The sequence below is a fragment of the Kordiimonas lipolytica genome (genome assembly GCF_001550065.1).
This window is the reverse complement of sequence record NZ_LRUB01000024.1, coordinates 101,273-126,464: the sequence shown is the minus strand read 5'-3', so window position 1 is coordinate 126,464 and position 25,192 is coordinate 101,273. Positions and strand designations below refer to the sequence as shown.

The window sequence follows — 25,192 nt, the reverse complement described above, 5'->3', positions numbered from 1 at the left end:
ACATACCTCAAATGTCCTTGAAAACGGTAAAACAGACCTCTGCCGGCCAACGAGAAGATGAAAGTTCAAGTCGCAGGCTGTCAGCAGAAGCGCTGATATATTTCCTTAGGCCCAACCAACCGGCTCCGGGTTCGGGCCATAGCGGCGATAGTCGTCCAGATATTTCTGCGCTGTCGCCGCGCCCTGTTCGGTGTTCCAGTATTTCTTGGCGTAGGCCGCCAGGCCTTCGTCGTCTGTCACATGCGGCAGGGCTTCCGGCACCCGCCAATAAATCATCCGCGCCACGGCGCAGGCATATTTGTCGTCTGTCTCCAGCGCTTCCAGCCGGTCCAGCTCCTCTGGCAGATACGCATCCACCAGCGCCTGCATGTCGGGCCGAAAAGCCAGATAGTTTTCATACAGGTCGTTCAGCGTATTGGGCTCAACCTGGAAGTAGGAAAGCGCCGGGCCGCCCTGCTGCACCCGGTAGCGAAAGCCCATGCTTTCGTGGCACGCCGTCATCATCAGAAGCTTTTCCGCAGCCGCACCGTCCATCGCCATGTCCTTCAGGACTGGCTCAATCACGTCCTTCAGGAAATCATCTGCGTTGGTTTCTGGGTCTGCCATGGCTGCTCTCCCTTGGTGCATGAGGGTGTAAATTATACCAAAGATTGCAGAAGCGCCACTCCGCCTTATTCAGCGGCCGCCAGCGTGGTTGCACCCGCGCCCACAATGCCCGGCACGGCACGTACACCCTCCGCGTCCCGGAACAGGGTTTCCACCAAGCCGCGGTTACCACCCAGCCGCCGGTGCGACACATGGATGTGGCTTTGAAGGACGCCGCCCGCCCCCTGCCTGTGAACCAGGCGGAACTGGTCGAACGGCAGGTCCGTTTGCGCGGCCATGCACGCTCTCCTTTTCAAGTTGTTAAAGGTTTTCTGGGATACTGGGTGAATGCTTCGCCCGGACCTGTGCCATTGGCGCGGCCGAGGCCAAGCAAAAGTGCTCCGCCGGGAAGCGATTTTTGTGCTATAGTTGTTGGTCTGAACTCAGGAGAATGCCAATGACCGGGAAAGCCCGCTGGTTATCTCTTTGTTACGTAACATTGGTGGCAATCGCAGTTGCTGCGCCCTTGCCTGCAGCCGCTTCCACGCAAGCAAGTGACGGACAGACCCAGTCCATGATCGGCGTGGCGTCCCGCTGCATCAGCACCATGAAAGCCTACAGGCAGGCCATCGCCTTTATTGACAAACGCCTTCAGCGCAGCCCAGCACAGGTAACCTATGAGCTTTCAGATGGTGAAAGCATCACGCTTCTGAACCGAACCCATACATTGATGCGGTTTGAAAAGCGGGTTCTTGAAGAAGGTATGCAGGCCCGCGAACGCGCCTGCACAAGCGCCCTTTTGGGTTGATAATACACAATCAATCATTGCCAGCCGCAGCACGCCGCTATAATCTGCCTCCTATCAAGGGATAGGGGACATTATGACCGACACATTTTCAAAAGCCTGCCTGGGGGTTATCACGCTTTCGCTTGCGGTACTGGCCTATGTGCAGCTCTCCAACCATCTGGCGACATCAAGCCAAAGTCGAACAAGCCCGGAAAAGCATGCTGCGATGAGCCCGTCGGGATGCATTGCACAGCTCGCAGTACTAAGAGAAACCTATGCGGCACTTGAAGCGCAAATCAGGAACATCCCAGCCATGGTCCAGGAAAAGGACGCCAGTGGCACTGTGATTTCGGAAAAGCCAAACCGGCTTTATGTCCAGCTGATGAACCAGCTTATTGAAACCAGACAGCAGCAAACTTCCCTAAGCGGAAAATGTGAAGCTTGAGCCAATTGGCCCATGTTGATATGGTCCCGCCCAAGGGGTCCTGACCGAAGGAATAGTTCATGTTGCGTTTTGTTTTTGCGCTTTCGCTCGGCGCTGTTTTCTTAACCCAGCCGGCCCTGGCCGCCACCGATGAAGCAGACAGGGCCCGCATCCAGCTTCTGGAAGATCAGGTTGTTGTGCTGAAGGAAGAGGTTCGCCGCCTGCGCCTGATGACAAGCGAGATGCAGACCCGCCTCAATCAGGTGAATATCATTCTGCATGACCTGCAGAAACCGCAGGTTGTTGAGGTGAAAGAGGAGCCGGACGAATGCACCACACGCATCGCGGACCTGACCCAGAAGAAAGACATGCTGATGTCCATGGGCCTGAAGGAAAGCCACCCGGATATCGTGAATATCTCGAACGTACTGGAGAAATTATCGTCAGAATGCACGACTAAAAGTCGCTAGGTTTTCTTTTAGCCTTTATCGTAGAAAGCACTTGTCGAACTGGTACATTAGAATAAAGCGCTTCTCCATTGGATTCCAAACTCTTGATAACCCGAATTACAATGAACGCGAACAGCCAAGCGTCACCAGAACTGAATTTGAGCCCGATCACCTCGCTGGCTATATGGTGCCAAAAGATCCATTGCGAAATATGAGTCTAACTAACCGCCCCTGGGCTGATCGCTCAGGAAAGCCAGCAACTGGTCAAGCTCGCGGTCATTAAGGCGGCCGATGCGGCGTGCGAGCAGGTTGGCCGCAAGCGTCGCGCGTTCATCCATGCCTGCCGTATCAATGGTGACCTTGGGTTTCGACAGCTGCGCCAGCTCCTGCAACTGCTCTGCCTCATCCCAGATCAGGCCGAAATACTGGATCACCTTCTGGATGAAGGCCCAGCTGGGGGCACCACGCTTGCCGTGCTCAAGCGCCGACAGATAGGCAGGCGAGACATCAAGCGCCGCCGCCAGTTCGGCCTGGTTGATGCCTTGTCTCTTCCGAAGCTCGCGCAGGCGTTCGCCAAAAGGGGTCATGATACCCCTCCCTTTCGGCTGCCTGGCAAGCGGCGCCTCAGGATCACATACATGGCTCCTTCGCCGCCATGCTCCTGTGCCGCCGGGCCGTAGGACTGGATGAAGGGCTTCAGTTCAGGCCCATTAAGCCACAGGGGCACCATGCGCCGAAGCACACCGCCAAACTGTTCGAACTCATCGCGGGTCCTATAAGCCGCGGGTGTTGCGTCCAGCTGGGAAAAGCGCTTGCCGCCCTTGCCAGTGACCACCAGAAGCGTCTTGTCACCGCGCCTGACCGCGCCTTCAACGGTGGACTTCAGCACCCGAAAGGCCTGTTCCTGTGTCATGCCGTGCAGGTCGATCGAGCGGTCCACCTCCTGCCGCCCTGTGGTGATTTGCCGGCGCGTCTTCCTATCAATCCGGGCGTCGGGTGTGGGGCTGGGGCGGGAATGCCACTCGCTTGGCAGGCCTTGGCCTTCCCGAAGGTCGCGCACCATGCGCCGCGGAGGAATGGGAGGGGCATCGGGCCGATCGCCCAGAGGCGTCACGCTTTCCGCCACCTTCTGCCAGATGGCCTCGTCTCGCTCGCTCAGCTTTGGTTTTTTGGCCACGGCATCATTCCCCGACAGCCTGATCCGCGAGCGCCTTCGGCAGCAACAGCCAATAGCGGCCCGCATTGTTCATTGGCCCTGCGATCAGCTCGGCCTCTTCGCCAAAGCCCCAGAAAACGTCCCCCCGGATTTCGCCATTGATGGCGCCGCCCGTATCCTGGGCCACCATCAGATGATTGAAAGCAACAGGCTCTGCCATAGGCCCGCGGGGGTTGGGGTGCGATGTGGAAAGCCAAACAGGCGCATGAAGCGGCAGGTGCCGCCGGTCAACAGCCAGCGAGCGCCGCGCCGTCAGCGGCACACCGGCAGACCCGAAAGGCCCATCACTTTCACCCAAGTCGCGGAAGAAAATATATGAGGCATTCTTGTTCATCAGGGCGTCCATGCGGTCCGGGTTGTCCGCCAGCCAGGCGCGGATCGCCTGCATGGACATATTTTCACGCGCCACTTCGCCGTCTTCGATCAGTGTCCGACCGATGGCATAGTAAGGATGCCCGTTCTGGTCGGCGTATCCGATCATGCGTAAACTGCCGTCCGGCATCTGCACCCGGCCAGAGCCCTGGATATGCAGGAAGAAGGCATCTACCGGGTCATCGACCCACAGAAGTTCAAGGTCGCGGCCATCAAGCGCGCCATCAGCAATCGCCGCCCGGTCGGCATAAGGCACAAGCTTGTTGCCCTTCACCTCGCCCGCAATGCGGCGCCCCTTCAGATCAGCACGGAAGGTGCCCAGGTCAACGCTCACGAGCTCTGGCGGGCGGGTGTGAAGCGGCACGCTATAGCGCGCGGTCTTGACCTCGCTTCCGTGCAGCAGCGTTTCATAATATCCGGTGAATACTCCAACCGGGTTGCCACCCACAGACACCTCAAGCGGCTGGAAATGCGCCTCAAGCACATGCCTAAGCGACGCATCATCGGTTGCCAGCAACACATCCTGGCACGCGGCCTCCCAGTCGCGGGCGTGGCCACCAATGCGGGCACCGGGAATGCGGCGGTTTTCCGGAAAGCCAAGAATACGGTCACAGCTTTTGTATAGCGCCGGCAGCGTACGCGAGAGGTCGTCAGCAACCCAGCCTGGCAGTTCAGAAAATGGCACTGGCCTGAACAAAAGGCCCTTCGGTTTATGGGAGAGAAGGAAAAACGCTGCCGCAAGCGGCAGCGCGATCAGGAGCAAAAGCCCGACTGTATAGCTGAGCGCGCGGCCCACGGCTTAGCCCGCCCGCGTTGCCACGAGGGTCCACATCGGCGTACGCGACTTGGTATCGCGCGCGAAGGTCCATTTGTCGTTCACCTCAACAGCGTCGGATACATTGCCTTCAACCACATTGCCGTCTTTGTCTTTGGTGACAGCGATCAGCTCGGCGCGGAAATGGACCGTCAGTTCCGCTGTGCGGTCAATCAGCTGCGCGCCGATGATATCCATCTCGGTCACATCAAGGATCTTGTTATGAACCACCAGGCCGTCTGCCTCGCGCTTGTCAACGGCGCCAGCGAACTGCTCGTAAACGGAATCGTCAAGAAACTCCCTGAGCGTCTCCTTGTCGCCTTTCCAGAAGGCCTCCAAGATCATTTCATAGGCCGCCTTGGCACCGGTCATGAAGGTGTTCAGGTCGAAAGACCTGTCCGCATGACGGATATCCTGATAGGCCTTCCTCAGCGCCGGGTTCTGCTCAAGGTCAATAACCGTCTGGTCGCCCATGATGACATCAGGGCGATCGCCTGCACTGTCATCGCCCATGGCATCCGAGTGATCGTGGCGTCCGTGCATATTGCCCGCTGCCGGTGGCAGTGGCTCATTGCCTGTTTTATTTCCAAGCTCGGAGCGCAACCGAAGAAGAATAAAGGCCGCGACCGCCGCAAGAATAACTAATTCCATGTTTTACTGTCTCATTAGCGTTTTTATGCACTGAATTTCTGCCCGACTATTGACCCGGGCACCATCTCTTCCTTTATAGATAAGGGTAATCGTTAGAAAGAACAAGAAATGCCCTTAATCATATTTTTGTTAATTTTGGCCCTGCCGGTGGCAGAGCTGGCCATTCTGATCGACATCGGCGAAGAGATTGGCGCGCTTTCCACAGTCGCGCTCTGCATTCTCACCGCAGCTGTCGGCCTGTCTATCGTCAAGCGGCAGGGGATCAGGGTGTTCCAGGAAATGCAGGCGGCATCCAGGGATGGCGGGGCTTTGGGCGCCAGTCTGGTCCATGGCTTCTTTCTGGCAATTGCAGGGGTTTTCCTGTTCATCCCCGGCTTCATGACCGACTTTGTCGGGGCGCTTCTGCTGATCCCGCCTGTGCGGCTGGCCTTGGGAAAGCTTGGAATGGCGCAATTTGTGGTCCGGCGCGGACAGGCACGGCCCCATGAGACCATCATCATCGAAGGGGAATATTGGGAAGAACGGACTGAAGAGGATGCGGCAAAAGCACGCCTCAAGGAAAAGGACCACCCCGACAACCAATAAATTAGGAAATCCGCCATTTTTGGCGCATTTGCATATTGTTCAATCGATAAATCCATGCTAGCCGTTTGCCCCAGATTTGCCGACCCTGTTGGTTTTGGGGGGCTGGCACCAATGAAAAGAGTGAAAAAATGGCAGAAAATGAATTCGGCAATGACCAGGCGCCAGTAGGCGGCCCAGCACCTGAAGGTGCAGAAGGCCCACAGGCCGGCGTTATTGCGCAGTATGTAAAAGACCTTTCTTTTGAAAACCCGAATGCCCCTGCAAGCCTGCAGGCGCTGGCCGGCCAGAAGCCAGCCATCGACGTGAATGTAAACGTCGGCGTTCGCAAGATGAATGACGAAGTCTATGAGGTAGAGCTGAAGATCTCTGCAAAGGCAACGGCCCCTGCTGAAGGCGGTGGCGAACAGGTTGCTTTCGTGGTTGAGCTTGCTTACGGCTCCCTCTACGGCATCCGTAACGTGCCTGAAGAAGCGCTGAAGCCGTTCCTTCTGATCCAGGCACCTTCCATGATGTTCCCGTTTGCGCGCGCCATTATCGCTGACGCAAGCCGGGATGGCGGGTTCCCGCCGCTCCTTCTGGAGCCAATCAACTTCGAAGCGCTTTTCCGTGCCCAAGCGGCACAGGAAGCGCAACAAGCCCAGGCTGCTTCGGCGGCTGACGGCGGCGAAGAACCGACGCCGGTTAACCTTAATTAATCGGCTAGGAAAATTTCCGAAATGCGGCCGGCTGTCTGGGTTTCCCTTTGGGTTTCCTGGACAGCCGGTTTCCTTTTGGGGACCTAGCCCGCTACGGCATGCCTCTGTGCTGCCTGTCGCCGGCGATCAAGCCGGTCCGCCATCATGGCCGTCACGGCCTCCACCAATTCCGGTTCCGCCACACTGGGGTGCCCGCCCTTAAAGGGTGGTTCGGGGTTATATTCAAGTCCCAGCTGGATCGCCTTCGCGACCTCAGGCCCCGCCAGTTCCGCCACTACTGAAAAAGCGAAATCAATGCCTGCGGTCACGCCACCACCGGTGATGCGGTTGCGGTCCCTGACCACCCGACCTTCCGTGGGGCTTGCGCCGAAGGGCGCGAGGTTATCCATCGCCGCCCAGTGCGTGGTGGCCTTATAGCCGTCCAGCAGCCCCGCCGCCCCCAGGATCAATGACCCGGTACATACGGATGTGACATACTTTGCGGTCGCCCCCTGCGCCCGCAGGAAACCGATGATCTCTTCGTCCTCATACCAGTCGTCCACGCTTGGGCCGCCAGGCACCACCAGCACATCAAGTTGCGGGCAATCCGCAAGCGTAACCGTAGGCAGGATCTGGAGCCCGCTGTCGGACGTCACTAGGTCAAGCGTTTTTGCGGCCACATGCATGCTCGCACCCGGCACGCGGGCCAGCACCTCATAGGGGCCGGTGAAATCAAGCTGCGTCAGATTGGGGTAAATCAGGAATCCAATGGTGAGGGACATTTTTTGTTCTCCGTGTCGTGATCGGGTGACGCCATCTTGCCCTTGAAACCCAGTGGCTGATATGACAAATTATTATTGATTTCTGCCAACCATGAGAATGCGAGCCATGACCTCGGCCAGGAAAAAGATCGTCTTTATCGCCTATGATGGCGCGCAGGTGCTGGATATCACCGGGCCGTTCCAGGTGTTCGCAAGCGCCAATGAGGAACTGCCAACCCCGGCCTATGAACCGGTGCTCGCCAGCCTTGATGGCGCTGCTGTGCAGTCAAGCTGTGGGTTGAGGATGGACGCAACGCCGCTTGTCAGCGTCAGCCCAAGAGGCATCGATACGCTGCTGGTTGTCGGCGGCGAGGGCGCGCAGGTCCGCCGTGTGGCTACAAAGGAAAATGCCCTGAACTGGATCAGGGAAGCCGCAACCACGACCCGACGCATCGGGTCTGTATGCACGGGCACCTTCCTGCTGGCGGCAGCAGGCCTTGCGGACGGTAAAAGGGTTGCCACCCACTGGAAAGCCACCGGTGCACTCAAGCGGCTTTACCCCGACACCCGCGTCGACGCCGACGCCATCTATGTGGAAGACGGCCCCTTGTGGACCTCTGCGGGCGTTACCGCAGGCATCGATATGGCGCTTGCGCTGGTGGAGCGGGACCTGGGGCGCGATATTGCCATGCGGATCGCGCGGCGGCTGGTGGTCTATGCCCATAGGCCCGGCAGCCAGACCCAGTTCAGCAGTTTGCTCGAAGGCCAGAGCAAGACCACAGGCAGTTTTGGTCGCACCCTTGAATGGATGCAGGCGCACCTGAAGGACACCATTACCGTGACGGACGCAGCCGAACAGGCGGGCATGAGCGAACGCAGCTTCCACCGCAAGTTCGTCTCGGAAATGGGCGATACGCCCGCGCGGTACTTGGAAAAGCTGCGGCTTGAAGCCGCCCGCACGCTGCTTGAAAGCCCCGGCCTGCCGCTCAAGACTGTCGCGGGCGAAAGCGGGTTCGGCACACCCGTGCGGCTCATTCAATCTTTCGAGCGCACCTTCGGGCTTTCCCCCACCGCCTACCGGAAACTCCATGGGGTGAAATAGAGCCTAACCCTTCAGGAATTCCTGCCACACGGGACTTTTCGCGATCAGGTCCGCGACAAGCTGGTAGCCGCCCTCAAGCGGATGGGCGCCGTCATTTGCCATGGCTTCCTTGCGCCACACATCTGACGCAGCCACATCGGCGCAGATATCCACATAAGAGACGCGGTTAATTCGGGCGATCATGCCCATCTGGCGCGCCATGTCGCCGATACGGCCGCTCGCGGGCGCGTCAGAGACCACCGGCAGCGCGCTGACAAACAGCGTGGGTGCCATCGCGCGTGCCGCAACCATGATGGCCTTGGCGTTCTTCAACCGGTTGACTTCATTGATGGTGACCCGGCGGTGCTCGTTCAGGAGCGCGTCATTGGAGCCCACCATGAAGACCAGCCGGTCAAAGCCATACCCTTCGGCCTCGCCTTGCCAACGGTTCATGACGCCTTCCGATGTATCGCCTTCCAGGCCAAAGACCTCATAATCTAAACCCGCAGCCTCACACAAGCGACCGACCCAGCCCGTGCCGCTTAGGTCGCCCACGCCCGCCACGAAGCTATCGCCGAAAAATCCGATTTTCATGGTTATTTCGCCGCCTTGGTGAGCCGAAGGAGCGCACGGGCACAGATCACGTCGGCCGGGTTGCCCGTGGTCTTGCAATCGATCTCTGCCTCAAGAAGGATATCGAGCGCCATCTCGATCTTGCGCGAGGACCAGCGCTGGACCTCGCCCATGAAACGGTCGCGCTCGCCAAAAAACACAGGCGGGCGAAGCTTGTTCACAGCTTCCGAAGCATTCATGCCCTGGTCCATCATGCCGCGCGCCTGGTGAAAGCGCATCAGCCGCATCTGCAGATGCCGGAGGATCGGGATCGCGCTGTGGCCTTCCGTCCAGGCGCGTTCGATCAGGCGGTCAAGGCCCGTCAGGTTGCCCGCCGTCACGGCTTCCGCAATCTGGCCAAGGCCCATGGCCGACGTGTCGCCCACGCAGGCCTTTGCATCCGCAAGCGTTACCTGCCCACCTTCAGCGCCTTTGTAGAGCACCAGCTTTTCAAGTTCGCCGCGCGAGACCATCCGGTCACCGCCCAGGTTTTCCACCAGATAGGCCACCGCATCCTGTGTGGCACTGAGCCCGGCATCCGCAAGCACTGTCTGCACCAACCCCATGAGGTCTTGCATGCTGTCTTCATAGCAGGCGATGGCAAGGCCGTTCTTGGCCGCTTCCATGGTTTTCCGCAGGCTTGAAGTGGGCTTGAGATCCCCTGCTGTGATGGTCAGCAGGCCATCACCCTGATCGGACCCCAGCACCAGCTTCACGGCTTCGGTGCTTTCATTGCCCGCACCTTCAAGGCGTACAAGCCGCCTGCCGCCCATCATCGAGATGGCAGAGACCTCATCCAAGAGAAGCGAAGGATGTTCCTTGATATCCGCAAGGCTGGGTCGCGCTACCTGAAAAGGGTCTGAAAGGTCTTCGGCAATCTGCTTGCCAATTTTTTCGGCGCGTTCCCGCACCAGCCCGTCATCCCGGCCGAACACAAGCACCGCCCGGATTTTCGGGTCGAGCGACTTGAGGATCGCGGGTATGTCGCGGGGTTTTACCTTCACTGGCCCTCAGTCTCCCTGGCGGTGAAATAGAGCGCCAGTCGCCGGTGGATGCGTTCCGCCAGCTCAAGCGCCAGACGGCGTGCGCTGTCTTCGCGCTGCGTCACCGTGGCAAAATCCGACAGCACAAGGTCATAGGACGTGCGGGCGCGCATATCTTCCACAAACACAAGCTCTTCACCATCAAGTTTGGTGAAGCTCACGTGGGCAACAAGCGTCAGCTGCTCCTGCGTGGCGGCGGCGTCCGGTCGGATGCCGTACCCTTGCGTGCTCTGCTCCAGCGTCACAGTCAGGCGGTAATCGGGCGTGCCGCCGGCGTTCAGGCGGTCCATCAGGCGGTTGCGCATCACCTGCCCAAGGCGGTCGGCAATGGGCGCGACCTCAACCCCTGCGAGATGCGCCTGCATGGCGCGCGAGGAGCCACCGGCCTCGTAAAGCGGGCGGAAACCGCAGCCTGTCAGCAGAAGCGCTGCCGCTATGACGAGGAGGCTGCGCATCAGTTGGCCACGATGTTGACGATACGGCCGGGCACCACAATCACTTTGCGGATGGTATTGCCGTCGGTGTATTTCTTGACATTCTCAAGGCCGAGCGCCAGCGCTTCCACGTCTTCCTTGGCCATATCCTTGGCCACTTCAATCGTGTCGCGCACTTTGCCGTTTACCTGCACGGCCATCTTGACCGTGTCATCAACGGTCAGCGCCTTGATGGCCTTTGGCCACGGCGTTTCGGACACCAGCGTCTTGTGGCCAAGGGCTTGCCAGAGCTCTTCCGCCAGGTGCGGCATCATTGGGCCCACAAGAAGAACAAGCGTCTCCAGCGCTTCGCGAAGCGCTTCCGGCGCGCCGTCGCCCACACATTTGCCGCCAACGGCATTGGCGAATTCATACAAACGAGCCACAGCCTTGTTGAAGTGAAGATTTTCAATGTCTGCCGTCACGCCTTCGATGGTTTTGTGCGTGGCTTTCCGAAGCGCCAGTGCCGTGTCGGACAGGCTTTCAGGGATAGCGGCACCCACAGCGGCAAAGTCCGACGGCGGCGTCATCACCAGGCGGTAAACACGCTGGGCAAAACGCCAGGCGCCTTCGATGCCTGCTTCAGTCCACAGAAGGTCGCGCTCTGGCGGGCTATCACTAAGCACGAACCAACGCGCTGTGTCTGCGCCGTACTGGTCGATAATGTCGTCTGGGTCGACCACATTCTTCTTCGACTTGGACATTTTCTCAACCCGGCCTTCGGTCACCTCAAGGCCGTTGTCGGTGCGGAACAGGGACCCGTCCTCGCGGGCGCGGACAAGCTCAGGGAACACCCATTCGTCATCGCTGTCCTTGTAGGTCACATGGTTCACCATGCCCTGCGTAAACAGGCCCTCGAACGGTTCTTCAATGTTGGTGCGGCCAACATGCTTGAGCGCACGGGTGAAGAAGCGGGCATAAAGAAGGTGCAGGATCGCATGCTCCACACCACCAATATATTGGTTCACCGGCAGCCATTCGTTGACCACATCCGTGTCGAACGGCTCGTCAGCGTCCGGTGTGCAGAAGCGCAGGAAATACCAGGACGAGTCGACAAACGTGTCCATCGTGTCCGTCTCACGTACGGCCTTCTTGCCGCATGAAGGGCAATCGGTGTGCTTCCAGGTGGGGTGATGCTCCAGCGGGTTGCCCGGCTTGTCGAAAGACACGTCCTCAGGCAGCTCAACCGGCAGCTGGTCGCTTGGCACTGGCACCACGCCGCAGTCATCACAGTGCACGAACGGGATAGGCGTGCCCCAATAGCGCTGGCGGGAAACACCCCAGTCGCGCAGGCGGAAGTTGACCGTGCGTTCGCCCCAGCCTTCTTTTTCGGCCAGGTCGATCATGTGCGCCTTGGCGTCCATGGCTTCCATGCCGTCAAGGAAGCGGCTGTTGATCATCTTGCCCGGACCCGTATAGGCCTCTGTGCCGATCTCGAACGAGGATGCATCCTCGCCTTCCGGCAGAACCACAGGCACCACAGGCAGGTGGTACTTGCGGGCGAAATCAAGGTCACGCTGGTCGCCCGACGGGCAGGCGAAGATGGCGCCGGTGCCATAGTCCATCAGCACGAAGTTGGCCACATAGATCGGCAGTTCCCACGTGTCGTCACATGGATGCTTCACCGTAAGGCCCGTGTCGAAGCCTTTCTTCTCGGCTTTTTCGATCGCTTCCTCGGTGGTGCCGGTCTTGCGGCACTCGTCACAGAAGGCTTTCAGGTCTGCATTATCTTCCGACAGTTTCGCCGCCAGCGGGTGGTCCGCCGCGATGGCGCAGAAGCTGGCACCAAACAGCGTGTCCGGTCGCGTTGTATAAACCGGCAGCTTTTCGCCTGTCTGGGCAATTTCAAAATCGAACTTCAGGCCTTCGCTGCGGCCGATCCAGTTTTCCTGCATCAGGCGCACCTTGTCCGGCCAGCACTCAAGGCCCTTAAGGCCTTCAAGAAGATCGTCAGCGAAATCGGTGATCTTGAGGAACCATTGGCTGAGCTTGCGGCGCTCAACCGGCGCGCCGGAACGCCAGCCCTTGCCGTCGATCACCTGCTCGTTCGCGAGCACCGTGTTATCGACCGGGTCCCAGTTCACCCAGCTTTCCTTGCGGTACACCAGACCGGCTTTGTAGAAATCGATGAAGATCTGCTGCTCTTTGCCATAGTAGGACGGGTCGCAAGTGGCGATCTCGCGATCCCAATCGATGGCGAGGCCGATATGCTTCAGCTGCTCGCGCATGTTGGCAATATTGTCGTACGTCCAGTCCGCAGGGTGAACCTTGCGCTCCATCGCGGCGTTTTCCGCAGGCATACCGAAAGCGTCCCAACCCATGGGGTGCAACACCTCATAACCCTGTGCCCGGCGGTAGCGTGCCACCACGTCACCCATGGTGTAGTTGCGCACATGGCCCACATGCACCCGGCCCGACGGATAAGGGAACATCTCAAGCACATAATATTTCGGCTTTTCAGACGCGGTGTCCGTCTTGAAGGTCTGGGACTCGGTCCACACTTTTTGCCATTTGGCTTCGGTGGCTTTTGCGTTGTAGCGGGACATGATCTTTATCTCTGTACTGCCGGCCGGGCTTTCGCCCCGCCTCTATTATACTGAAACAGCCGGGCTCACGCCCGGCTCGAACTGGTTATCTGGGCGCCCGCAAGAGCACCCTGCAAAATGGTGCAACCTAGTTTGACACCGCAAGGCGCAATTGGCGGGCACGCTCAAGGATCGATTCCTCAATCTGCAGCGCTGTCGCGGCCTGCACCGGTACGGTCAGCCAATTGCCGTCTGTACGTTCCTGGCGGACAACCGATACTTTCACGCCGTCCGAGCGCAGCTCCTTGGACATGAAACGCACCGTCAGCTTGACCCGCTCGTCGGGGGCGTCAGCCGTGGAATGCCAGTGCGTGGTGATGACACCGCCCGATGGCTCTACCTGGTCGAACGGCATGAAAGACAACGTATCAAGCGCCGCCTGCCACAGATAACCGTTCACACCGATTGCCGTGGTCCGCGGGCCCATCTCCTCACCCTTGTCGCCACCGCCGAACATCGAACAAGCGCCCAGTGAGAGACTGACCATCAGTACCATCATGGTACGGGCAAAATTTTGCATACTACACCCCGTGGATTCGTTTTTTCCTGGCCTGTCCGTCTGGTCGCCACCAGGCGACCGGCGAACTTTTTTCGGCCTCCAGCGGGTTATAGCGGTCAGAAGAGGCGCTGACCAGTCCGAAAAGCGTCAAAATAGTGGCAAGCAGGACACAGGGAGTCCTATTTTCGCCCTCGACCCTTGCGAAGTTAACGAAGGATTCAATATCATTATGGCGTACTAATGTGTACCAGTTGGCGAAGGCTATGAAAAACGCGATCAAATATGCCGTCACGGCGCTGATGATTTCAGCCTCCTCCACAGCGACGCTGGCGGAGGAAAAAACGCGTTTTGAATCGAGTGGTTTCCTGCAAAGCCTTGATCTCTTTATCGCTGAACAGATGGCCAAGCTGCGTGATGTTCAGAAAACTGACAAAGGCGACGCGATCAAGGACCTTGAGCTGAGCCTCAGGAACAAATCCGAATCCAAAGACAATGGCTTCTTCTATCTGCGTGAGGCAGGCCCTTCGGCCTCCGGCTCCGCCATTGGCAGCCTGTCCGACCGCCCTGACTTCTCCTCGCTGCTGGCGCCAGACGGCACCGTGCGCGGCTCTTACGGCCAGGATATCTTCGGTACCGGCGGTCGTGTCGGTGTGACCTTCGGAGCAGACAAGAACGACCCGACAGATCGTGGTTTCGAGATTGCCCTCAAAAGCGCCTACCGCCTTTCCATGCAGGGCCTGCCAGCGGCAAACGCCTTCAACAGCAGCGACTTGGCAGAGCGCCAGTATAATGTTGGCTTTTCTCTCGGCTATTCCGGTTTCGGCCTGGACGCGTCGCTTGTCCGCCAGACCAGCCTGTTCGATCCAGATATGTCTGGCTTTGACGTAGGCTTCTCCTATCAGGCCAACAGCTGGTCGGCCCGCCTGTCGATGAGCGAATACCGTGAAGGCGCAGACCTGTACGGCATTGAAAACGAAGCCCGCAACATCATTTCTGTTGAGTTAGGCGCAAGCTACCGCCTGACTGACACGCTCGGGCTCACGGGTGGTGTGCGCTATTATGATTACGGCAGCCGCCTGATGCTGGACCCGGAAGCGGGCGAAAAATCCCAGATGATCTTCCTGGGTGGCCGCCTGCGTTTCTAATTAACCCAGAAACCCGTCAATCGCTGCAAAGGCCGCTAAATCTAGCGGCCTAAGTTTTTTGGCCGTCCCTGTATTGACGCCGCCTAGCGCCGCGACAGGCAGCGGTGCATCCTTGATCAATCGCGCGAACCGGTGCAGGCCAAGGCAGGGTGCCCCGGCGTGGCTGCGCGTTTCAAACACCGGCGACACAAGCGCGAGGTCGGCCCCGATGGCGGCCGCACGTTTCATCGCTGCCCGGCTGTGGCACGCGGCACTCACGAAGGAAAATCCTGTCAGGACCGGAGGACGCACGAGCTGATGCTCAGGCAGATGCAGGCCGTCTGCATTCACCGCGCGCGCAAGCCTAGCATCACCTGCAATCAGCAGTATCTGCCTACGCTCTTTGGTGACTTCTCGGAGGGATCGGGCCAAGGCCGCGCGATCCGCATGGTCATAGTCCCGCACAATGACAATCGCGCCTTCAGGCAGGCCTGAGGCGACAGCAAGCGGGTCCGGCACGCGGCCAGCATGGGTGATAAAGACTGGTAGCGCGCCGCCCAAAGCCGCCACCATCTTGGCAGCCGCGCCTTCAGCCCTTAATGTAATCTCGCTCTTGACCATGGGGTTAAGCTATCCCATAGGAACAGGGCACCAACAAGCCCAAAGGACATGCGCCCATGACGCCGGACATCAAAGCCAATATCGATGCTGTGAAAAAAGAGATCACCCGCATGTGCAAGCATGTCGGCGTAGACGAGAACCAGCCAAAGCTGATTGCGGTTTCGAAGGTTCAGCCCCTTGAGCGCGTGCGCGCGGCGCTTGAGGCTGGCCACCGGGTGTTTGGCGAAAACCGCGTGCAGGAAGCCGAAGAACGCTGGGGCACGCTGAAGCCCGACTACCCGGATGTAGAACTGCATTTGATCGGCAGCCTGCAAACCAACAAAGCGGCGAACGCTGTGGCGCTGTTTGACGTGATCCAGTCGGTCGACCGCCCGAAGCTCGCCAAGGCGCTGGCGACAGAGATGGACAAGCAGGGCCGCAAGCTGCCCATCTTTCTCCAGGTCAACACCGGCCGCGAGGACCAGAAAGGCGGCGTGCTGGCCGAAGATCTTGAAAGCCTCCTCAACGAGTGTCGCACTTTAGGGCACAATGTGGTGGGCCTTATGTGTATTCCGCCCGTGGGGGATGACCCAACTTTGCACTTCGGCCTTCTCAAGAAATTCGCGAAGAAACATGGGCTTGAGCGTCTGTCGATGGGCATGAGCAGCGATTACGCTTTGGCTGCCGCCATGGGTGCGTCAGATATTCGTGTAGGAACAGCGATCTTCGGTGCCCGGGATTATAGCTAACCCAACTCAACCTTGATCCGGTCGTCCGGCTTCACCTGCCTGAGGAAGCGGCGGAGGGCACCCTTTTCCACAGCGACGCAACCGAGCGTCGGCTTGAAACCGTCCTTGGCCACATGCAAGAAAATGGCGCTACCAAGGCCCGGCACCACCGGATCGTCATTATGCCCCAAGACCACGACTAGGTCATAAAGCGCATCCTCGCGCCACATCTTCTCGTGTGATGGGCCGAACGGCAGGCGCACCAGCCGGTTATAATGGGGGCTTTCCACGTCATCGCACCAGCCGTGGGTGGGCGTCAGCGCCTCGACGGCCAAGTCCGTGACCGGTGGTTCTTCGCGGTCGGGGCGGTAGAAGACTTTCCTGAACGGGTAAGTACCCGCCGGCGTCTTGCCGTCGCCCTCACGCCCCCGGTCCTGTGCTATCACACCGTGTTTCCCCAGCGCGCAAGGCGCCTCGAACATAGGGCCGGTCAAGCGCCCACGGCGGCTGTTGTCCTTGTCTGGTGTCACTAGCCAGACAGTCATTAAAGGATGTGACCTGTCTTGGCCTTCTTGGTGGCCAGATACTGCTCATTGTGCGGATTGGTTGGGAACTTGTGCGCCACGCGTTCGGTGACCGTCACGCCGAAACGCTCCAGCCCCGCAACCTTGTCCGGGTTGTTGGTCATCAGCCTGACCGACTTGAACCCAAGCTGCTTGAGCATCTCAGCTGCCGGCGCGAAAACGCGTTCGTCCACATCGAACCCGAGGCGCGTGTTGGCATCCACCGTGTCATAGCCCTGATCCTGCAGCGCATAGGCCTTGAGTTTCGAGATCAAACCGATGCCCCGGCCTTCCTGCGCCAGATAGAGAAGCACGCCGCCGCCGGCGTCCTCGATCGCCTTGATCGCACCCCGAAGCTGCTCGCCGCAATCGCACTTGAGGGACCCCAGCAAGTCACCGGTGAAGCATTCACTGTGGATACGCATCAGCACCGGATCATGCCGGTTTGGCTCCCCGATCACGATCGCGATATGCTCAATCCCGCCCGCCATTGGCCGGAAGGACACCAGGTGGGTATTTTCAGCACCCGCGAGCGGCACCCGCGCCGACGCCACCTGCCGAAGCGCAGCGGCCTGCGTGAAATCAGCGTTCAGAATCTCGTCGGCATTCACTGCCATCTGGTCCGGGAAGGCGTCCGCGCCCGATACTTCCGCGGCCAGCACAGCAGGCAGCAGCCGCGCCCACTTGACCATCTTGATCGCCGCCTCATCCAGTTCAGTCGATGGATGGTTCACCCGCCGGTAGGGGCCCTTCAGCGGCGACGCCAGATCAAGCGTTGGGTCCGCAAGCGCGACCATGTCTTCCGCCTTCATCCAGCTTGGGCGCTCAAGCCGCACGGCGGCCCAGTCCTCGCCCGCCACTTTAAGTGACAGGGCACGGTTATTGGTCAGCATGACAAAGCTGCCAGTTACCATCTGGTCAAAGCGCGCAAGCGCGGGCGTGTTCGCAAGCTCAAGCGGCATCACGAGAAGCGCCTGCGCGCCGCTTGTCACCACAACGGGTTGGCCGCGCCGAAGCTCGTCTGCCGCGCGTTCAAGGCGCAGAAGGGATTGGTCAGATGTGTTCATGCCCTTCATATAGCGGGTATTCTCCAAAAGTCAGCAGCCGCTTTTTGTCACAGCCTCGCGCGCCAATCAAACAATTGTGACCGGGCGTGATGGCAAGATTGCTTTCCACTTCTTATATAGGGCTGGTTATTGCATACTATGGCAAATAATTTTACGCGTCGGAGGATTTTTGGAATGCCAACTCGCAAACTGCTGCTTGTGGACGATGATGTAGATCTGCGGGAAGGTCTCGCGGACCAACTGGCCTTGTGTGACGAGTTCACAACCGTTGAGAAAGGGGCCGCCTGCGAGACGCTTGATTTCCTCAAGGACAACCAAGTGGATATGATTATCCTTGATGTCGGCCTGCCTGACATGGATGGCCGTGAGCTCTGTAAACGCATCCGCAAGAGCGGCGTTTCCGTGCCGATCATCATGCTGACCGGTAATGTCTCTGACGCCGATACGGTGCTGGGACTGGATGCCGGCGCGAACGACTATGTCACCAAACCCTTCAGCTTTACGGTGCTGCTTGCGCGCATCCGCGCCCATTTCCGCCAGTATGAGCAAAGCGAAGACGCCACCTTCGACATCGGCCCCTATCATTTCCGCCCTTCAGGCAAAATCCTGGAAGAGAAAGACAGTGGCAAGAAAGTGCGCCTGACCGAAAAGGAAACCTCCATCCTCAAGTATCTCTACCGCGCGGGCGGCAACGCCGTTGGGCGCGATGAACTGCTCGCGGAAGTTTGGGGCTATAATTCAGGTGTCACGACGCACACGCTGGAGACCCACGTGTATCGCCTGCGGCAGAAAATCGAGAATGAACCCGGCATGGCGCGGCTATTGGTGACGGAACCCGGCGGCTACAGCCTGCAGGGCTTCACAGCCTAACGCTTGGCAATCTTAAACGGCGAGACCCCGCCCGCTGATAGCGGGGTTTTATTTTGACAATCACAGCGCTGAAAACCTAGGCTTGACCCCAGATTTTAAAGAGGGGTTTTTTGATGCGCTTCAACGTGGCTCTTGTAGCCTTTATGGCATTTTCAAGCTGTATTAATCCCTCAACCTTCGCTGAAGAGCCGGGCGCGCGTGCCCACAGCAAGGACGAACGTCGCCTGCATGAACTTGTAGGCGACATTATTACTGATATAGACACATCCAGAAGCCACAAGGACCACACGGATGCCTTTGGCGCTTCGCTGGTAATCAACAAGTTTGAAGTCTATTACAATGATGAAGTTCGCCATATGGGAAAAGAGCTACGCATCAAATATTTCCTCGCGATGCTTTGGCATGTCGGCTTCGATGGTTGCCCAATGGGTGCTTATATCTCCACCGTTAGAAATGATCCCGCCGCCGCAGAATTCGTTCGACGGCTGGAAACCTTCATTCAAAGGGAAGAAGAACGGGATGGAAACAGTCGGTATCTTTTTGTGAGTAAAGCCGTTCTCAAGCGCCTCAAAGCCTAGAAAATAGATGCAAACATGGCCAATTTAGCGCCTAACCCAGCTCGAAAGTCGTGATGCCGAAGATCTGGCCTGTCCGAATGTCGGGCAGGCCTTTTTGGTACATGCGCGCGGTGGCGAACACTTTCTGCATGCCGCGCGTTTCTGCAAGCCGGATGGCCTCCGGGTTATTCTCAGGCGTATCAAGGATGACCTTTTCGCCTTCAATGTCTGCCTGCAGGGCACCAAAAAGGGTTTCGGCCACATGGGCGTCGTCCGCAAACAGCGGCCCCACCTTGTGGCCTTCAAGGCACTTTCTGCGAACGGCATAGCCCTTCACCACGCCGTCCGCTTTATAGCAAACCGCGCGACCGTCACCCTGCCCCAGCCATGCCTTCAAGAAAGCGTCTCGGTGGGCTGGGAAGCACAGACGGTCATAGGCACGAATAGCCGCGAAATCATCGGACGTTATGGCGTGCACGGATGCAGCGTTGTGCAATTCCGCTTTCGCTTCACCCTCGAACCGGCAGTTCTCGTAAAAAGGCTGATAGCCGATGCGTTCATAGATGCGAACATTCTCCAGCACCCCGTCGATGCCCACATTCCTGTCGCCGCAATATGCCAGCCGGGCCTTTGTGAGCGCCAGGCCATAGCCCTTGCCGCGATGCTCCGGCGCCACGATATAAAGCCCGCAGAAGGCATAGCTGTCGTCATAAATGACGGCGCTGCCGGTGGCGACGGTCTCGCCATCCAAGGTGCCTTTGAAAAAGCCGTTAGGATCAGCGGCAAAGAAAGTTTCGGCGTCATTGAGGCCCGGGTTCCAGCCCTCGCGCCCCGCCCATTCCACCGCCGTGCGCACGTCCGAAGCCGTCATGGTCTCGATTTTGTAGGTTAGGTTCATACCTGACCTGCCTCTGCTTCATCTGACAATTCACATCCAGGGCCTTCATACCCGTATAAGTCGACGAAAACTGGCGTGGCCAATACTATGGATGTGATGACCCAAAACGGAGAAATCAAAACCCTTATTTCTTTTAGGCGCTTTCCAAGCCAAAAAAGAACAATTGCAAATATCGTAAGTGGATAGATTAGGAATACCGCTAATCCAGCCAATTTTCCGCATTCCCAAACATGCGGGTCCAAGAAATAGGCTGTATATCCAGCATAGGCTAAAACACAACAAGCGATCACTTGAAAAAACACGCCTGCATTGGTTTTCCATTTCACCATTGCAAAGCAATTCCTAAAAATCGAAGTCCACCAGCACCGGCGCGTGGTCGGATGGTTTTTCCCAGCCCCTAGCGTCGCGGATCACTTCCATGTGGATCGCTTTTCCTTTGAGAGACGGGCTGGTCCACACGTGATCCAGCCGCCGGCCCTTGTCTGCTGCTGACCAATCGCGCGCGCGGTAGGACCACCAGCTATAGAGCTTCTGATCCCTGGGCACGAAATCGCGCATGATGTCCTGCCAGTTGTGGGCTTCGATCAGCTTCAGCATGGCCTCCACCTCCACCGGCGTGTGCGAGACGACTTTGAGAAGCTTCTTGTGGTCCCACACATCGTCTTCATAGGGCGCGATATTGAGGTCCCCCACCAGGACATGATCACCCTCGAGGTCTGCGGACCATTTGGTCATTTCATCCAGGAACTGAAGCTTGTGGGCGAACTTGTCGTTGATGACTGGGTCAGGCTCATCGCCGCCTGCGGGCACATAGAAGTTATGGATGGTGGGCATGCCGTCGATCTGGATCGCGATATGGCGGGCATCGCCCTTTTCGCACCAATCAATCTTGAAATGGTCGCCGATCGGCAGCTTCGAGGCCGTCGCCACACCGTGGTGGCTTTTCTGGCCGTGGATCGCCACGTGCGGCATGCCGAGTTCCTCGAAGAAGCCGGTCGGGAACATATGGTCCTGCACCTTGGTTTCCTGCAGGCACAGCACGTCGGGCTGATAGTCGCGCACCAGCTGCTCGACGATATCGGTGCGCGCCCGCACCGAGTTGATGTTCCATGTAATCAGCCGCATGTGCCGCTCCCTCGCCTGTCTTATAATTCTAAAAAATCAGAAAACTGTTGCCGATAATACCGATGGGCCAGCGGCCTTTTTCAAACAGCTGGAACCGAAGCGCGAAGGGGTGGTCTTCCTCTGCGCCAGTCATGGCCGCCAAGGCTGCCTGATAGGTCGCCTGCACCGCCGCGCCCGATGTCGCCCGCACAAATTCCTCATCAAGAATCCGAAGATCGCGCGACGCTTCCGTGGCGCTTTCCTCAATGGTTTCGGAGACTGCACCGGTCACGTGCGTCATGACCATTTCAAGCGTCTGCTCGTCAAGAACGCCAAGCGCATCGTCCGTCAGCGCGGCGCGAAGCTGCTCTTCCGCTTCCCAGGCCGGGCTGTTGACTTCGGTGTTTTCAGCCGCGTCGGCGGCTTCTTCCCAGTCTGCCAGGAAACCGGGTTCCGCTTCCGGGAAACCAAGCGCTTCGGCGTAGGCGCGCGCGATCTCCACCGTCTGGCGGTCGGGGTCCTCGCCCAGAGTGCGGAACCAGCGCACGTTCGAAGCCAGCGCCACAAAGGGCGCCACAGACTTGAGGCTTGGCAGGTCGTCGAAAATCTCGTCGATATCGTCTTGGGTATCCATCACATCACCTTGTTGCGGATCAGATCAAGCCCTAGCCCCTGCGCGTGATCAGCGCAAGCGCTAAGCCAGGGCTTCCCTCATTTAGGCAAGTTTTCGATTTTCGCAAGCCGGAAACGGACCTGGGTTTCGCTATCGTCACTCGCCGACTAGATCGGCGAGTCCACATGCAGCATGTATGCTTGGGCCAATAGATGGATTCGCCGGTCGAGCCGACGAATGACGAGAGAGATCAGCGGCGGGTCCGGCGGCGCTTGGTGAGACCGCGTGGGTCTTCAAACGTCCAGAGCGCATCATCAAGAGAGACATTCACCTGCTGGTCCGTGAGCGCGACTTCCGTGGTTTCGCCCTTTGCGTCCAGCACATTCCAGCCCAGAAGGCGAAGGCCGGTAGGCATCGCTTCATCCGGCATGAAATAAAGCGTAATCTCACCCTGCTCCGGGTTTTCCGGGTCGCGGGCGGACAGCAGGATCAGGTCTTCAAGACCCGGACGCCCGCGTGATATATTCGCCTGCAGGCTGGCAAGATCGATGGACCCACCAAGAAGCGCGCGCAGCGGCGTTTTCTTAAGCGGCCATTTGGTCACCTGGCCAATTTCATAGTCTATGAAATTCAGCGTCGTGCCGTCGGCCACAATCAGGAAGGGGGTTTCGTCCGTATAGTCGAACCGCACATAGCCGGGGCGTTCGAGATACAGGCGGCCTGTGGCCACATTGCCGTTCGGCGCGTGCTGGCGGAACTCGGCCTCCAGGCTTTCCACACCATCCATATAGGCCTGCACCTGCCGGAGCGCCTTCAGGCTCTGGTCCTCTTCGACCGACTGCTCCTCAAGGGGCGGCAAGTCGGCCTCCTGCGCGAGAAGCGCGGGGGCCGGGACGGCCAGAAGGGCCAGATAAACTCCAAACAATGTTACGGATCGCATGTCGCTTCCTATAATTCTTCTTCGCGGCCTAAAATTCTTCTTCACGATCAGGCACCAGCACTTCGCGCTGGCCCTTGTGGTTCGGCGCGCTGATCACGCCCTGTTCTTCCATTTCCTCAATCAATGAGGCGGCCTTGTTGTAGCCGATCTTGAGACGCCGCTGCACATAGCTAGTGGACGCGCGCTGGTCCCGGACCACAATGGCCACCGCCTGATCATAAAGGCTGTTGTTGGCATCATCGCCTGAACCAGATGGACCTGGGATGAACGGGCTGTCGAACCCTTCTTCAGGTTCTTCGGTCACTTCCGCCAGATAGTCCGGCGCGCCCTGCTTCCTCAGGTGGGTCGTCACATCTTCCACTTCGCTGTCGGAAACGAACGCACCATGCACACGGGTGATGCGGCCGCCGCCCGCCATGAAGAGCATGTCACCCATGCCCAGAAGCTGCTCGGCGCCCTGTTCCCCGAGAATCGTACGACTGTCGATCTTACTGGTTACCTGGAAGCTGATCCGGGTCGGGAAGTTCGCCTTGATGGTACCGGTGATCACGTCCACCGACGGGCGCTGGGTGGCCATCACAACGTGAATGCCCGCGGCCCGAGCCATCTGCGCCAGGCGCTGCACGGTGGCTTCCACATCCTTGCCGGCCACCAGCATCAGGTCTGCCATCTCGTCGATCACGATCACCAGGAACGGCAGCGGCTGGAAGTCAAACTCCTGCTCTTCCATGATTGGTTGGCCGGTTTCCTTGTCAAACCCGGTCTGCACCTCACGCGTCAGGCGTTCGCCGTTTTTCTTGGCCTCTTCAACCCGCTTGTTGAAGGCCGCAAGGTTCCGCACGCCCAGCTTTGACATGTTGCGGTAGCGTTCTTCCATCTCCCTGACCGCCCACTTGAGCGCCACGACCGCCTTTTTGGGTTCGGTCACCACCGGCGTCAGCAGATGCGGGATACCGTCATAGATGGACAGCTCAAGCATCTTGGGGTCAACCATGATGAAACGAAGTGTTTCAGGGCTGTGGCGGTAAAGAAGCGACAGGATCATGGTGTTGATGCCGACAGACTTACCGGAACCGGTGGTACCGGCTACCAGCAAGTGCGGCATGGACGCAAGGTCCGCCACCACGGGCGCGCCGCCGATGTCCTTACCCAGCACCACGGGCAAGCGCGCTTTAGTGGCTTCATAATCACGGCTGGCGAGCAGTTCGCGTAGCAGAACGGTTTGGCGGTCAGCGTTCGGAAGCTCAATACCAATCGCGTTCCGGCCTGGCACCACCGCCACACGGGCGGAGATGGCGCTCATGGACCGCGCGATATCGTCCGCAAGGCCAATCACCCGGGCGGATTTCACGCCGCGGGCGGGTTCAAGCTCATACAGCGTTACAACAGGGCCGGGGCGCACGTCCTTGATTTCACCCTGCACCCCAAAGTCGTCCAGCACGCTTTCCAGCATGCGGGCGTTCTGTTCGAGCGCCCCTGGGCTGATGCGGCCAACCTTTTCGGGCGGCGGCGGCGGTGCCAGCAATTGGAGCGGCGGCAGAAGGAACCCGTTCGCGTCACCGAAATCCAGCGTGACTTGCGCTTCCTTGACTTCCCGCGTGCCGCGCTTTGGCTTGGCTGGTGCTTTCACGCGCTTTGGGGCTGGTGCGGTCACAGGGGCTGCGGGCTCCGGCCTTTCCACCACCTTGCGCTCTGGCCGCGTCATGGCAGGCTCTACACGGTCACCTTCGTCAGACTTCTCACGCCGGAACAAAGCGTGGAAGGTCACCATCACGCCGTGGCCGATCATGCGCATGCCCCAGATGATCCAGGACAGGATCGTCATCAGCACATATTTGATGGTCTGCAGCACCGTGCGCCACTCGTCTTTATTGAGGGCGAAGCTGTAGAAAAAGGCAGGTACACCGAGAACAGCGAACACCGTGCCGTAAACCCAGGCCGGAATAACGAAGCCAGCGAACAGCTCAATCACCATCAGGTAAAGCTGTTGCCCAAGCGCACCGCCATAGCCTGCCTGGATGACATAATCCGGCGCAGGCGAAACCACACTGACGGCAATCGCCAGCAAAATCAGGCTGACGGGCACCATGATCAGGTTAATCCAGAAATGCGGCAGCCATTTGAGGCGCGCAATCTTCAATCCCCACAGGAAAAGCGGCACAGGCAGCAGATAAGCCACCACCGCAAGCGTCTGCATCAGCACATCAGCCACATTGGCACCGATCGGCCCCAGGAGGTTGGTCGTGGCGCGCGCCGCTTCGTTATTGATGGTCGGGTCCGCCGGGTTATAGGAGAAGAGCGCCACATAGGTGCCCACAGCCAGCAGCATCAGCATAACGCCAAGGCTACGCCAGCCCGTGCTTTTCATGAAGGTCACGAATGCGGGCGGCAACAGCGGTGTGCCGCCGTTTTTCTGTTTCACTGGTTTCGTTGCTGCGGTTTTTTTGCGTGCCGACACGTAACAATTGCTCCCCGGGCCAACCGTCGCGCCTGTCTCCCTCTGGCGCGTGGCGGCTA

The 25,192-nt window shown here is 58.8% G+C and carries 31 protein-coding genes; 10 read left to right on the top strand and 21 right to left on the bottom strand.

Annotation, left to right across the window (positions count from 1 at the left end):
- Positions 1-105 precede the first annotated feature (105 nt).
- Positions 106-606, bottom strand: a complete 501-nt coding sequence (locus KORM41_RS12365) for a hypothetical protein (protein WP_068148329.1) — start codon at positions 604-606, stop codon at positions 106-108.
- Between the two features lie 65 nt (positions 607-671).
- Entirely contained in the window at positions 672-884 is a 213-nt protein-coding gene (locus KORM41_RS12360; RefSeq protein WP_068148324.1) for a hypothetical protein, read from the bottom strand.
- A gap of 158 nt (positions 885-1,042) precedes the next feature.
- Between KORM41_RS12360 and KORM41_RS12355 the strand changes: the two genes are divergently transcribed.
- The 3 genes from KORM41_RS12355 to KORM41_RS12345 all read left to right on the top strand — a co-directional run bounded on the left by KORM41_RS12355 (position 1,043) and on the right by KORM41_RS12345 (position 2,266).
- Entirely contained in the window at positions 1,043-1,393 is a 351-nt protein-coding gene (locus tag KORM41_RS12355; protein WP_068148321.1) for a hypothetical protein, read from the top strand.
- 73 nt (positions 1,394-1,466) lie between these two features.
- The gene (locus KORM41_RS12350; protein WP_068148319.1) at positions 1,467-1,817 is read left to right on the top strand and encodes a hypothetical protein; all 351 of its coding nucleotides are present in this window, start codon (positions 1,467-1,469) and stop codon (positions 1,815-1,817) included.
- Between the two features lie 59 nt (positions 1,818-1,876).
- Positions 1,877-2,266, top strand: a complete 390-nt coding sequence (locus KORM41_RS12345; protein WP_068148316.1) for a hypothetical protein — start codon at positions 1,877-1,879, stop codon at positions 2,264-2,266.
- A 200-nt stretch (positions 2,267-2,466) separates the two neighbouring features.
- Here KORM41_RS12345 and KORM41_RS12340 read toward each other — a convergent pair whose 3' ends face one another.
- The 4 genes from KORM41_RS12340 to KORM41_RS12325 are packed head-to-tail and all read right to left on the bottom strand — an operon-like array spanning position 2,467 to position 5,298.
- Positions 2,467-2,832, bottom strand: coding sequence for a helix-turn-helix domain-containing protein (locus KORM41_RS12340; protein ID WP_068148313.1), 366 nt, complete (start codon positions 2,830-2,832; stop codon positions 2,467-2,469).
- Complete coding sequence (locus KORM41_RS12335; RefSeq protein ID WP_068148310.1) at positions 2,829-3,422, bottom strand: Smr/MutS family protein; 594 nt, start codon at positions 3,420-3,422, stop codon at positions 2,829-2,831. Before KORM41_RS12335 ends, KORM41_RS12340 begins: the two co-directional genes overlap by 4 nt.
- Positions 3,423-3,426: 4 nt before the next feature.
- Entirely contained in the window at positions 3,427-4,629 is a 1,203-nt protein-coding gene (gene mltA / locus KORM41_RS12330) for a murein transglycosylase A (RefSeq protein WP_068148307.1), read from the bottom strand.
- A gap of 3 nt (positions 4,630-4,632) precedes the next feature.
- Positions 4,633-5,298 (bottom strand): Tim44/TimA family putative adaptor protein, encoded by a 666-nt coding sequence (locus KORM41_RS12325; RefSeq protein WP_068148303.1) that lies wholly within the window; start codon positions 5,296-5,298, stop codon positions 4,633-4,635.
- Positions 5,299-5,424: 126 nt separating this feature from the next.
- Here KORM41_RS12325 and KORM41_RS12320 point away from each other — a divergent pair, with 126 nt between their 5' ends.
- A complete protein-coding gene (locus tag KORM41_RS12320) occupies positions 5,425-5,883 on the top strand; it encodes an FxsA family protein (protein WP_231727257.1) in 459 nt (152 codons plus the stop codon).
- 128 nt (positions 5,884-6,011) lie between these two features.
- Positions 6,012-6,578 (top strand): protein-export chaperone SecB, encoded by a 567-nt coding sequence (gene secB, locus KORM41_RS12315; RefSeq protein ID WP_068148298.1) that lies wholly within the window; start codon positions 6,012-6,014, stop codon positions 6,576-6,578.
- Positions 6,579-6,661: 83 nt separating this feature from the next.
- Here secB and KORM41_RS12310 read toward each other — a convergent pair whose 3' ends face one another.
- Positions 6,662-7,339, bottom strand: a complete 678-nt coding sequence (locus KORM41_RS12310) for a DJ-1/PfpI family protein (protein WP_068148294.1) — start codon at positions 7,337-7,339, stop codon at positions 6,662-6,664.
- A 106-nt stretch (positions 7,340-7,445) separates the two neighbouring features.
- Here KORM41_RS12310 and KORM41_RS12305 point away from each other — a divergent pair, with 106 nt between their 5' ends.
- Positions 7,446-8,420: a GlxA family transcriptional regulator gene (locus tag KORM41_RS12305; RefSeq protein WP_068148292.1), complete on the top strand. Its 975-nt coding sequence runs from the start codon at positions 7,446-7,448 to the stop codon at positions 8,418-8,420.
- Positions 8,421-8,423: 3 nt separating this feature from the next.
- Here the strand turns inward: KORM41_RS12305 and KORM41_RS12300 are convergent, their stop codons facing one another.
- The 5 genes from KORM41_RS12300 to KORM41_RS12280 form a co-directional block, all read right to left on the bottom strand.
- Positions 8,424-8,993, bottom strand: a complete 570-nt coding sequence (locus KORM41_RS12300; RefSeq protein ID WP_068148288.1) for a GDSL-type esterase/lipase family protein — start codon at positions 8,991-8,993, stop codon at positions 8,424-8,426.
- Positions 8,994-8,995: 2 nt separating this feature from the next.
- Positions 8,996-10,015: a DNA polymerase III subunit delta gene (holA, locus tag KORM41_RS12295; RefSeq protein WP_068148285.1), complete on the bottom strand. Its 1,020-nt coding sequence runs from the start codon at positions 10,013-10,015 to the stop codon at positions 8,996-8,998.
- Entirely contained in the window at positions 10,012-10,509 is a 498-nt protein-coding gene (lptE, locus tag KORM41_RS12290; RefSeq protein WP_068148281.1) for an LPS assembly lipoprotein LptE, read from the bottom strand. The genes holA and lptE overlap by 4 nt, the downstream gene beginning before the upstream one ends.
- Complete coding sequence (leuS, locus tag KORM41_RS12285) at positions 10,509-13,073, bottom strand: leucine--tRNA ligase (protein WP_197421098.1); 2,565 nt, start codon at positions 13,071-13,073, stop codon at positions 10,509-10,511. Before leuS ends, lptE begins: the two co-directional genes overlap by 1 nt.
- A gap of 127 nt (positions 13,074-13,200) precedes the next feature.
- Positions 13,201-13,632, bottom strand: a complete 432-nt coding sequence (locus KORM41_RS12280; protein ID WP_068148273.1) for a DUF3576 domain-containing protein — start codon at positions 13,630-13,632, stop codon at positions 13,201-13,203.
- Between the two features lie 242 nt (positions 13,633-13,874).
- On the opposite strand from KORM41_RS12280, the gene KORM41_RS12270 reads away from it, so the two are divergent.
- The gene (locus tag KORM41_RS12270; protein ID WP_068148266.1) at positions 13,875-14,756 is read left to right on the top strand and encodes an LPS-assembly protein LptD; all 882 of its coding nucleotides are present in this window, start codon (positions 13,875-13,877) and stop codon (positions 14,754-14,756) included.
- Here the strand turns inward: KORM41_RS12270 and KORM41_RS12265 are convergent, their stop codons facing one another.
- The gene (locus KORM41_RS12265) at positions 14,757-15,356 is read right to left on the bottom strand and encodes a thiamine phosphate synthase (RefSeq protein WP_068148264.1); all 600 of its coding nucleotides are present in this window, start codon (positions 15,354-15,356) and stop codon (positions 14,757-14,759) included.
- 56 nt (positions 15,357-15,412) lie between these two features.
- Between KORM41_RS12265 and KORM41_RS12260 the strand changes: the two genes are divergently transcribed.
- Positions 15,413-16,084, top strand: coding sequence for a YggS family pyridoxal phosphate-dependent enzyme (locus tag KORM41_RS12260; RefSeq protein WP_068148261.1), 672 nt, complete (start codon positions 15,413-15,415; stop codon positions 16,082-16,084).
- Here the strand turns inward: KORM41_RS12260 and KORM41_RS12255 are convergent.
- Positions 16,081-16,608, bottom strand: a complete 528-nt coding sequence (locus KORM41_RS12255) for a L,D-transpeptidase family protein (protein WP_231727256.1) — start codon at positions 16,606-16,608, stop codon at positions 16,081-16,083. The two genes, KORM41_RS12260 and KORM41_RS12255, sit on opposite strands and share 4 nt — an antisense overlap.
- Entirely contained in the window at positions 16,608-17,702 is a 1,095-nt protein-coding gene (ribA, locus tag KORM41_RS22255; protein ID WP_082719900.1) for a GTP cyclohydrolase II, read from the bottom strand. Before ribA ends, KORM41_RS12255 begins: the two co-directional genes overlap by 1 nt.
- Positions 17,703-17,867: 165 nt before the next feature.
- Here ribA and KORM41_RS12245 point away from each other — a divergent pair, with 165 nt between their 5' ends.
- Positions 17,868-18,563 (top strand): response regulator transcription factor, encoded by a 696-nt coding sequence (locus tag KORM41_RS12245; RefSeq protein ID WP_068148258.1) that lies wholly within the window; start codon positions 17,868-17,870, stop codon positions 18,561-18,563.
- A 113-nt stretch (positions 18,564-18,676) separates the two neighbouring features.
- Complete coding sequence (locus KORM41_RS12240) at positions 18,677-19,141, top strand: hypothetical protein (protein WP_068148255.1); 465 nt, start codon at positions 18,677-18,679, stop codon at positions 19,139-19,141.
- 31 nt (positions 19,142-19,172) lie between these two features.
- On the opposite strand, the gene KORM41_RS12235 is transcribed toward KORM41_RS12240, so the two are convergent.
- The 6 genes from KORM41_RS12235 to KORM41_RS12210 all read right to left on the bottom strand — a co-directional run bounded on the left by KORM41_RS12235 (position 19,173) and on the right by KORM41_RS12210 (position 25,043).
- Positions 19,173-20,018 (bottom strand): GNAT family N-acetyltransferase, encoded by an 846-nt coding sequence (locus KORM41_RS12235; RefSeq protein ID WP_068148252.1) that lies wholly within the window; start codon positions 20,016-20,018, stop codon positions 19,173-19,175.
- Positions 20,015-20,347 (bottom strand): hypothetical protein, encoded by a 333-nt coding sequence (locus tag KORM41_RS12230; RefSeq protein WP_068148249.1) that lies wholly within the window; start codon positions 20,345-20,347, stop codon positions 20,015-20,017. Before KORM41_RS12230 ends, KORM41_RS12235 begins: the two co-directional genes overlap by 4 nt.
- A 13-nt stretch (positions 20,348-20,360) precedes the next feature.
- Positions 20,361-21,143, bottom strand: coding sequence for an exodeoxyribonuclease III (gene xth / locus KORM41_RS12225; RefSeq protein ID WP_068148248.1), 783 nt, complete (start codon positions 21,141-21,143; stop codon positions 20,361-20,363).
- Between the two features lie 28 nt (positions 21,144-21,171).
- A complete protein-coding gene (locus KORM41_RS12220; protein ID WP_068148245.1) occupies positions 21,172-21,756 on the bottom strand; it encodes a hypothetical protein in 585 nt (194 codons plus the stop codon).
- Between the two features lie 229 nt (positions 21,757-21,985).
- Entirely contained in the window at positions 21,986-22,675 is a 690-nt protein-coding gene (locus tag KORM41_RS12215; protein WP_068148242.1) for a LolA family protein, read from the bottom strand.
- 28 nt (positions 22,676-22,703) lie between these two features.
- Positions 22,704-25,043 (bottom strand): FtsK/SpoIIIE family DNA translocase, encoded by a 2,340-nt coding sequence (locus tag KORM41_RS12210; RefSeq protein WP_380084284.1) that lies wholly within the window; start codon positions 25,041-25,043, stop codon positions 22,704-22,706.
- Positions 25,044-25,192: the final 149 nt, after the last annotated feature.

What these genes read in the sequence shown, in the direction of transcription:
- KORM41_RS12365 (WP_068148329.1), bottom strand. Translation starts at nt 606, where the DNA reads ATGGCAGACCCAGAAACCAACGCAGATGATTTCCTGAAGGACGTGATT.
- KORM41_RS12360 (WP_068148324.1), bottom strand. Translation starts at nt 884, where the DNA reads ATGGCCGCGCAAACGGACCTGCCGTTCGACCAGTTCCGCCTGGTTCAC.
- KORM41_RS12355 (WP_068148321.1), top strand. Translation starts at nt 1,043, where the DNA reads ATGACCGGGAAAGCCCGCTGGTTATCTCTTTGTTACGTAACATTGGTG.
- KORM41_RS12350 (WP_068148319.1), top strand. Translation starts at nt 1,467, where the DNA reads ATGACCGACACATTTTCAAAAGCCTGCCTGGGGGTTATCACGCTTTCG.
- KORM41_RS12345 (WP_068148316.1), top strand. Translation starts at nt 1,877, where the DNA reads ATGTTGCGTTTTGTTTTTGCGCTTTCGCTCGGCGCTGTTTTCTTAACC.
- KORM41_RS12340 (WP_068148313.1), bottom strand. Translation starts at nt 2,832, where the DNA reads ATGACCCCTTTTGGCGAACGCCTGCGCGAGCTTCGGAAGAGACAAGGC.
- KORM41_RS12325 (WP_068148303.1), bottom strand. Translation starts at nt 5,298, where the DNA reads ATGGAATTAGTTATTCTTGCGGCGGTCGCGGCCTTTATTCTTCTTCGG.
- secB (WP_068148298.1), top strand. Translation starts at nt 6,012, where the DNA reads ATGGCAGAAAATGAATTCGGCAATGACCAGGCGCCAGTAGGCGGCCCA.
- KORM41_RS12310 (WP_068148294.1), bottom strand. Translation starts at nt 7,339, where the DNA reads ATGTCCCTCACCATTGGATTCCTGATTTACCCCAATCTGACGCAGCTT.
- KORM41_RS12305 (WP_068148292.1), top strand. Translation starts at nt 7,446, where the DNA reads ATGACCTCGGCCAGGAAAAAGATCGTCTTTATCGCCTATGATGGCGCG.
- KORM41_RS12300 (WP_068148288.1), bottom strand. Translation starts at nt 8,993, where the DNA reads ATGAAAATCGGATTTTTCGGCGATAGCTTCGTGGCGGGCGTGGGCGAC.
- lptE (WP_068148281.1), bottom strand. Translation starts at nt 10,509, where the DNA reads ATGCGCAGCCTCCTCGTCATAGCGGCAGCGCTTCTGCTGACAGGCTGC.
- leuS (WP_197421098.1), bottom strand. Translation starts at nt 13,073, where the DNA reads ATGTCCCGCTACAACGCAAAAGCCACCGAAGCCAAATGGCAAAAAGTG.
- KORM41_RS12280 (WP_068148273.1), bottom strand. Translation starts at nt 13,632, where the DNA reads ATGCAAAATTTTGCCCGTACCATGATGGTACTGATGGTCAGTCTCTCA.
- KORM41_RS12270 (WP_068148266.1), top strand. Translation starts at nt 13,875, where the DNA reads ATGAAAAACGCGATCAAATATGCCGTCACGGCGCTGATGATTTCAGCC.
- KORM41_RS12265 (WP_068148264.1), bottom strand. Translation starts at nt 15,356, where the DNA reads ATGGTCAAGAGCGAGATTACATTAAGGGCTGAAGGCGCGGCTGCCAAG.
- KORM41_RS12260 (WP_068148261.1), top strand. Translation starts at nt 15,413, where the DNA reads ATGACGCCGGACATCAAAGCCAATATCGATGCTGTGAAAAAAGAGATC.
- KORM41_RS12255 (WP_231727256.1), bottom strand. Translation starts at nt 16,608, where the DNA reads ATGACTGTCTGGCTAGTGACACCAGACAAGGACAACAGCCGCCGTGGG.
- ribA (WP_082719900.1), bottom strand. Translation starts at nt 17,702, where the DNA reads ATGAAGGGCATGAACACATCTGACCAATCCCTTCTGCGCCTTGAACGC.
- KORM41_RS12245 (WP_068148258.1), top strand. Translation starts at nt 17,868, where the DNA reads ATGCCAACTCGCAAACTGCTGCTTGTGGACGATGATGTAGATCTGCGG.
- KORM41_RS12240 (WP_068148255.1), top strand. Translation starts at nt 18,677, where the DNA reads ATGCGCTTCAACGTGGCTCTTGTAGCCTTTATGGCATTTTCAAGCTGT.
- KORM41_RS12235 (WP_068148252.1), bottom strand. Translation starts at nt 20,018, where the DNA reads ATGAACCTAACCTACAAAATCGAGACCATGACGGCTTCGGACGTGCGC.
- KORM41_RS12230 (WP_068148249.1), bottom strand. Translation starts at nt 20,347, where the DNA reads ATGGTGAAATGGAAAACCAATGCAGGCGTGTTTTTTCAAGTGATCGCT.
- xth (WP_068148248.1), bottom strand. Translation starts at nt 21,143, where the DNA reads ATGCGGCTGATTACATGGAACATCAACTCGGTGCGGGCGCGCACCGAT.
- KORM41_RS12220 (WP_068148245.1), bottom strand. Translation starts at nt 21,756, where the DNA reads ATGGATACCCAAGACGATATCGACGAGATTTTCGACGACCTGCCAAGC.
- KORM41_RS12215 (WP_068148242.1), bottom strand. Translation starts at nt 22,675, where the DNA reads ATGCGATCCGTAACATTGTTTGGAGTTTATCTGGCCCTTCTGGCCGTC.
- KORM41_RS12210 (WP_380084284.1), bottom strand. Translation starts at nt 25,043, where the DNA reads ATGAAAAGCACGGGCTGGCGTAGCCTTGGCGTTATGCTGATGCTGCTG.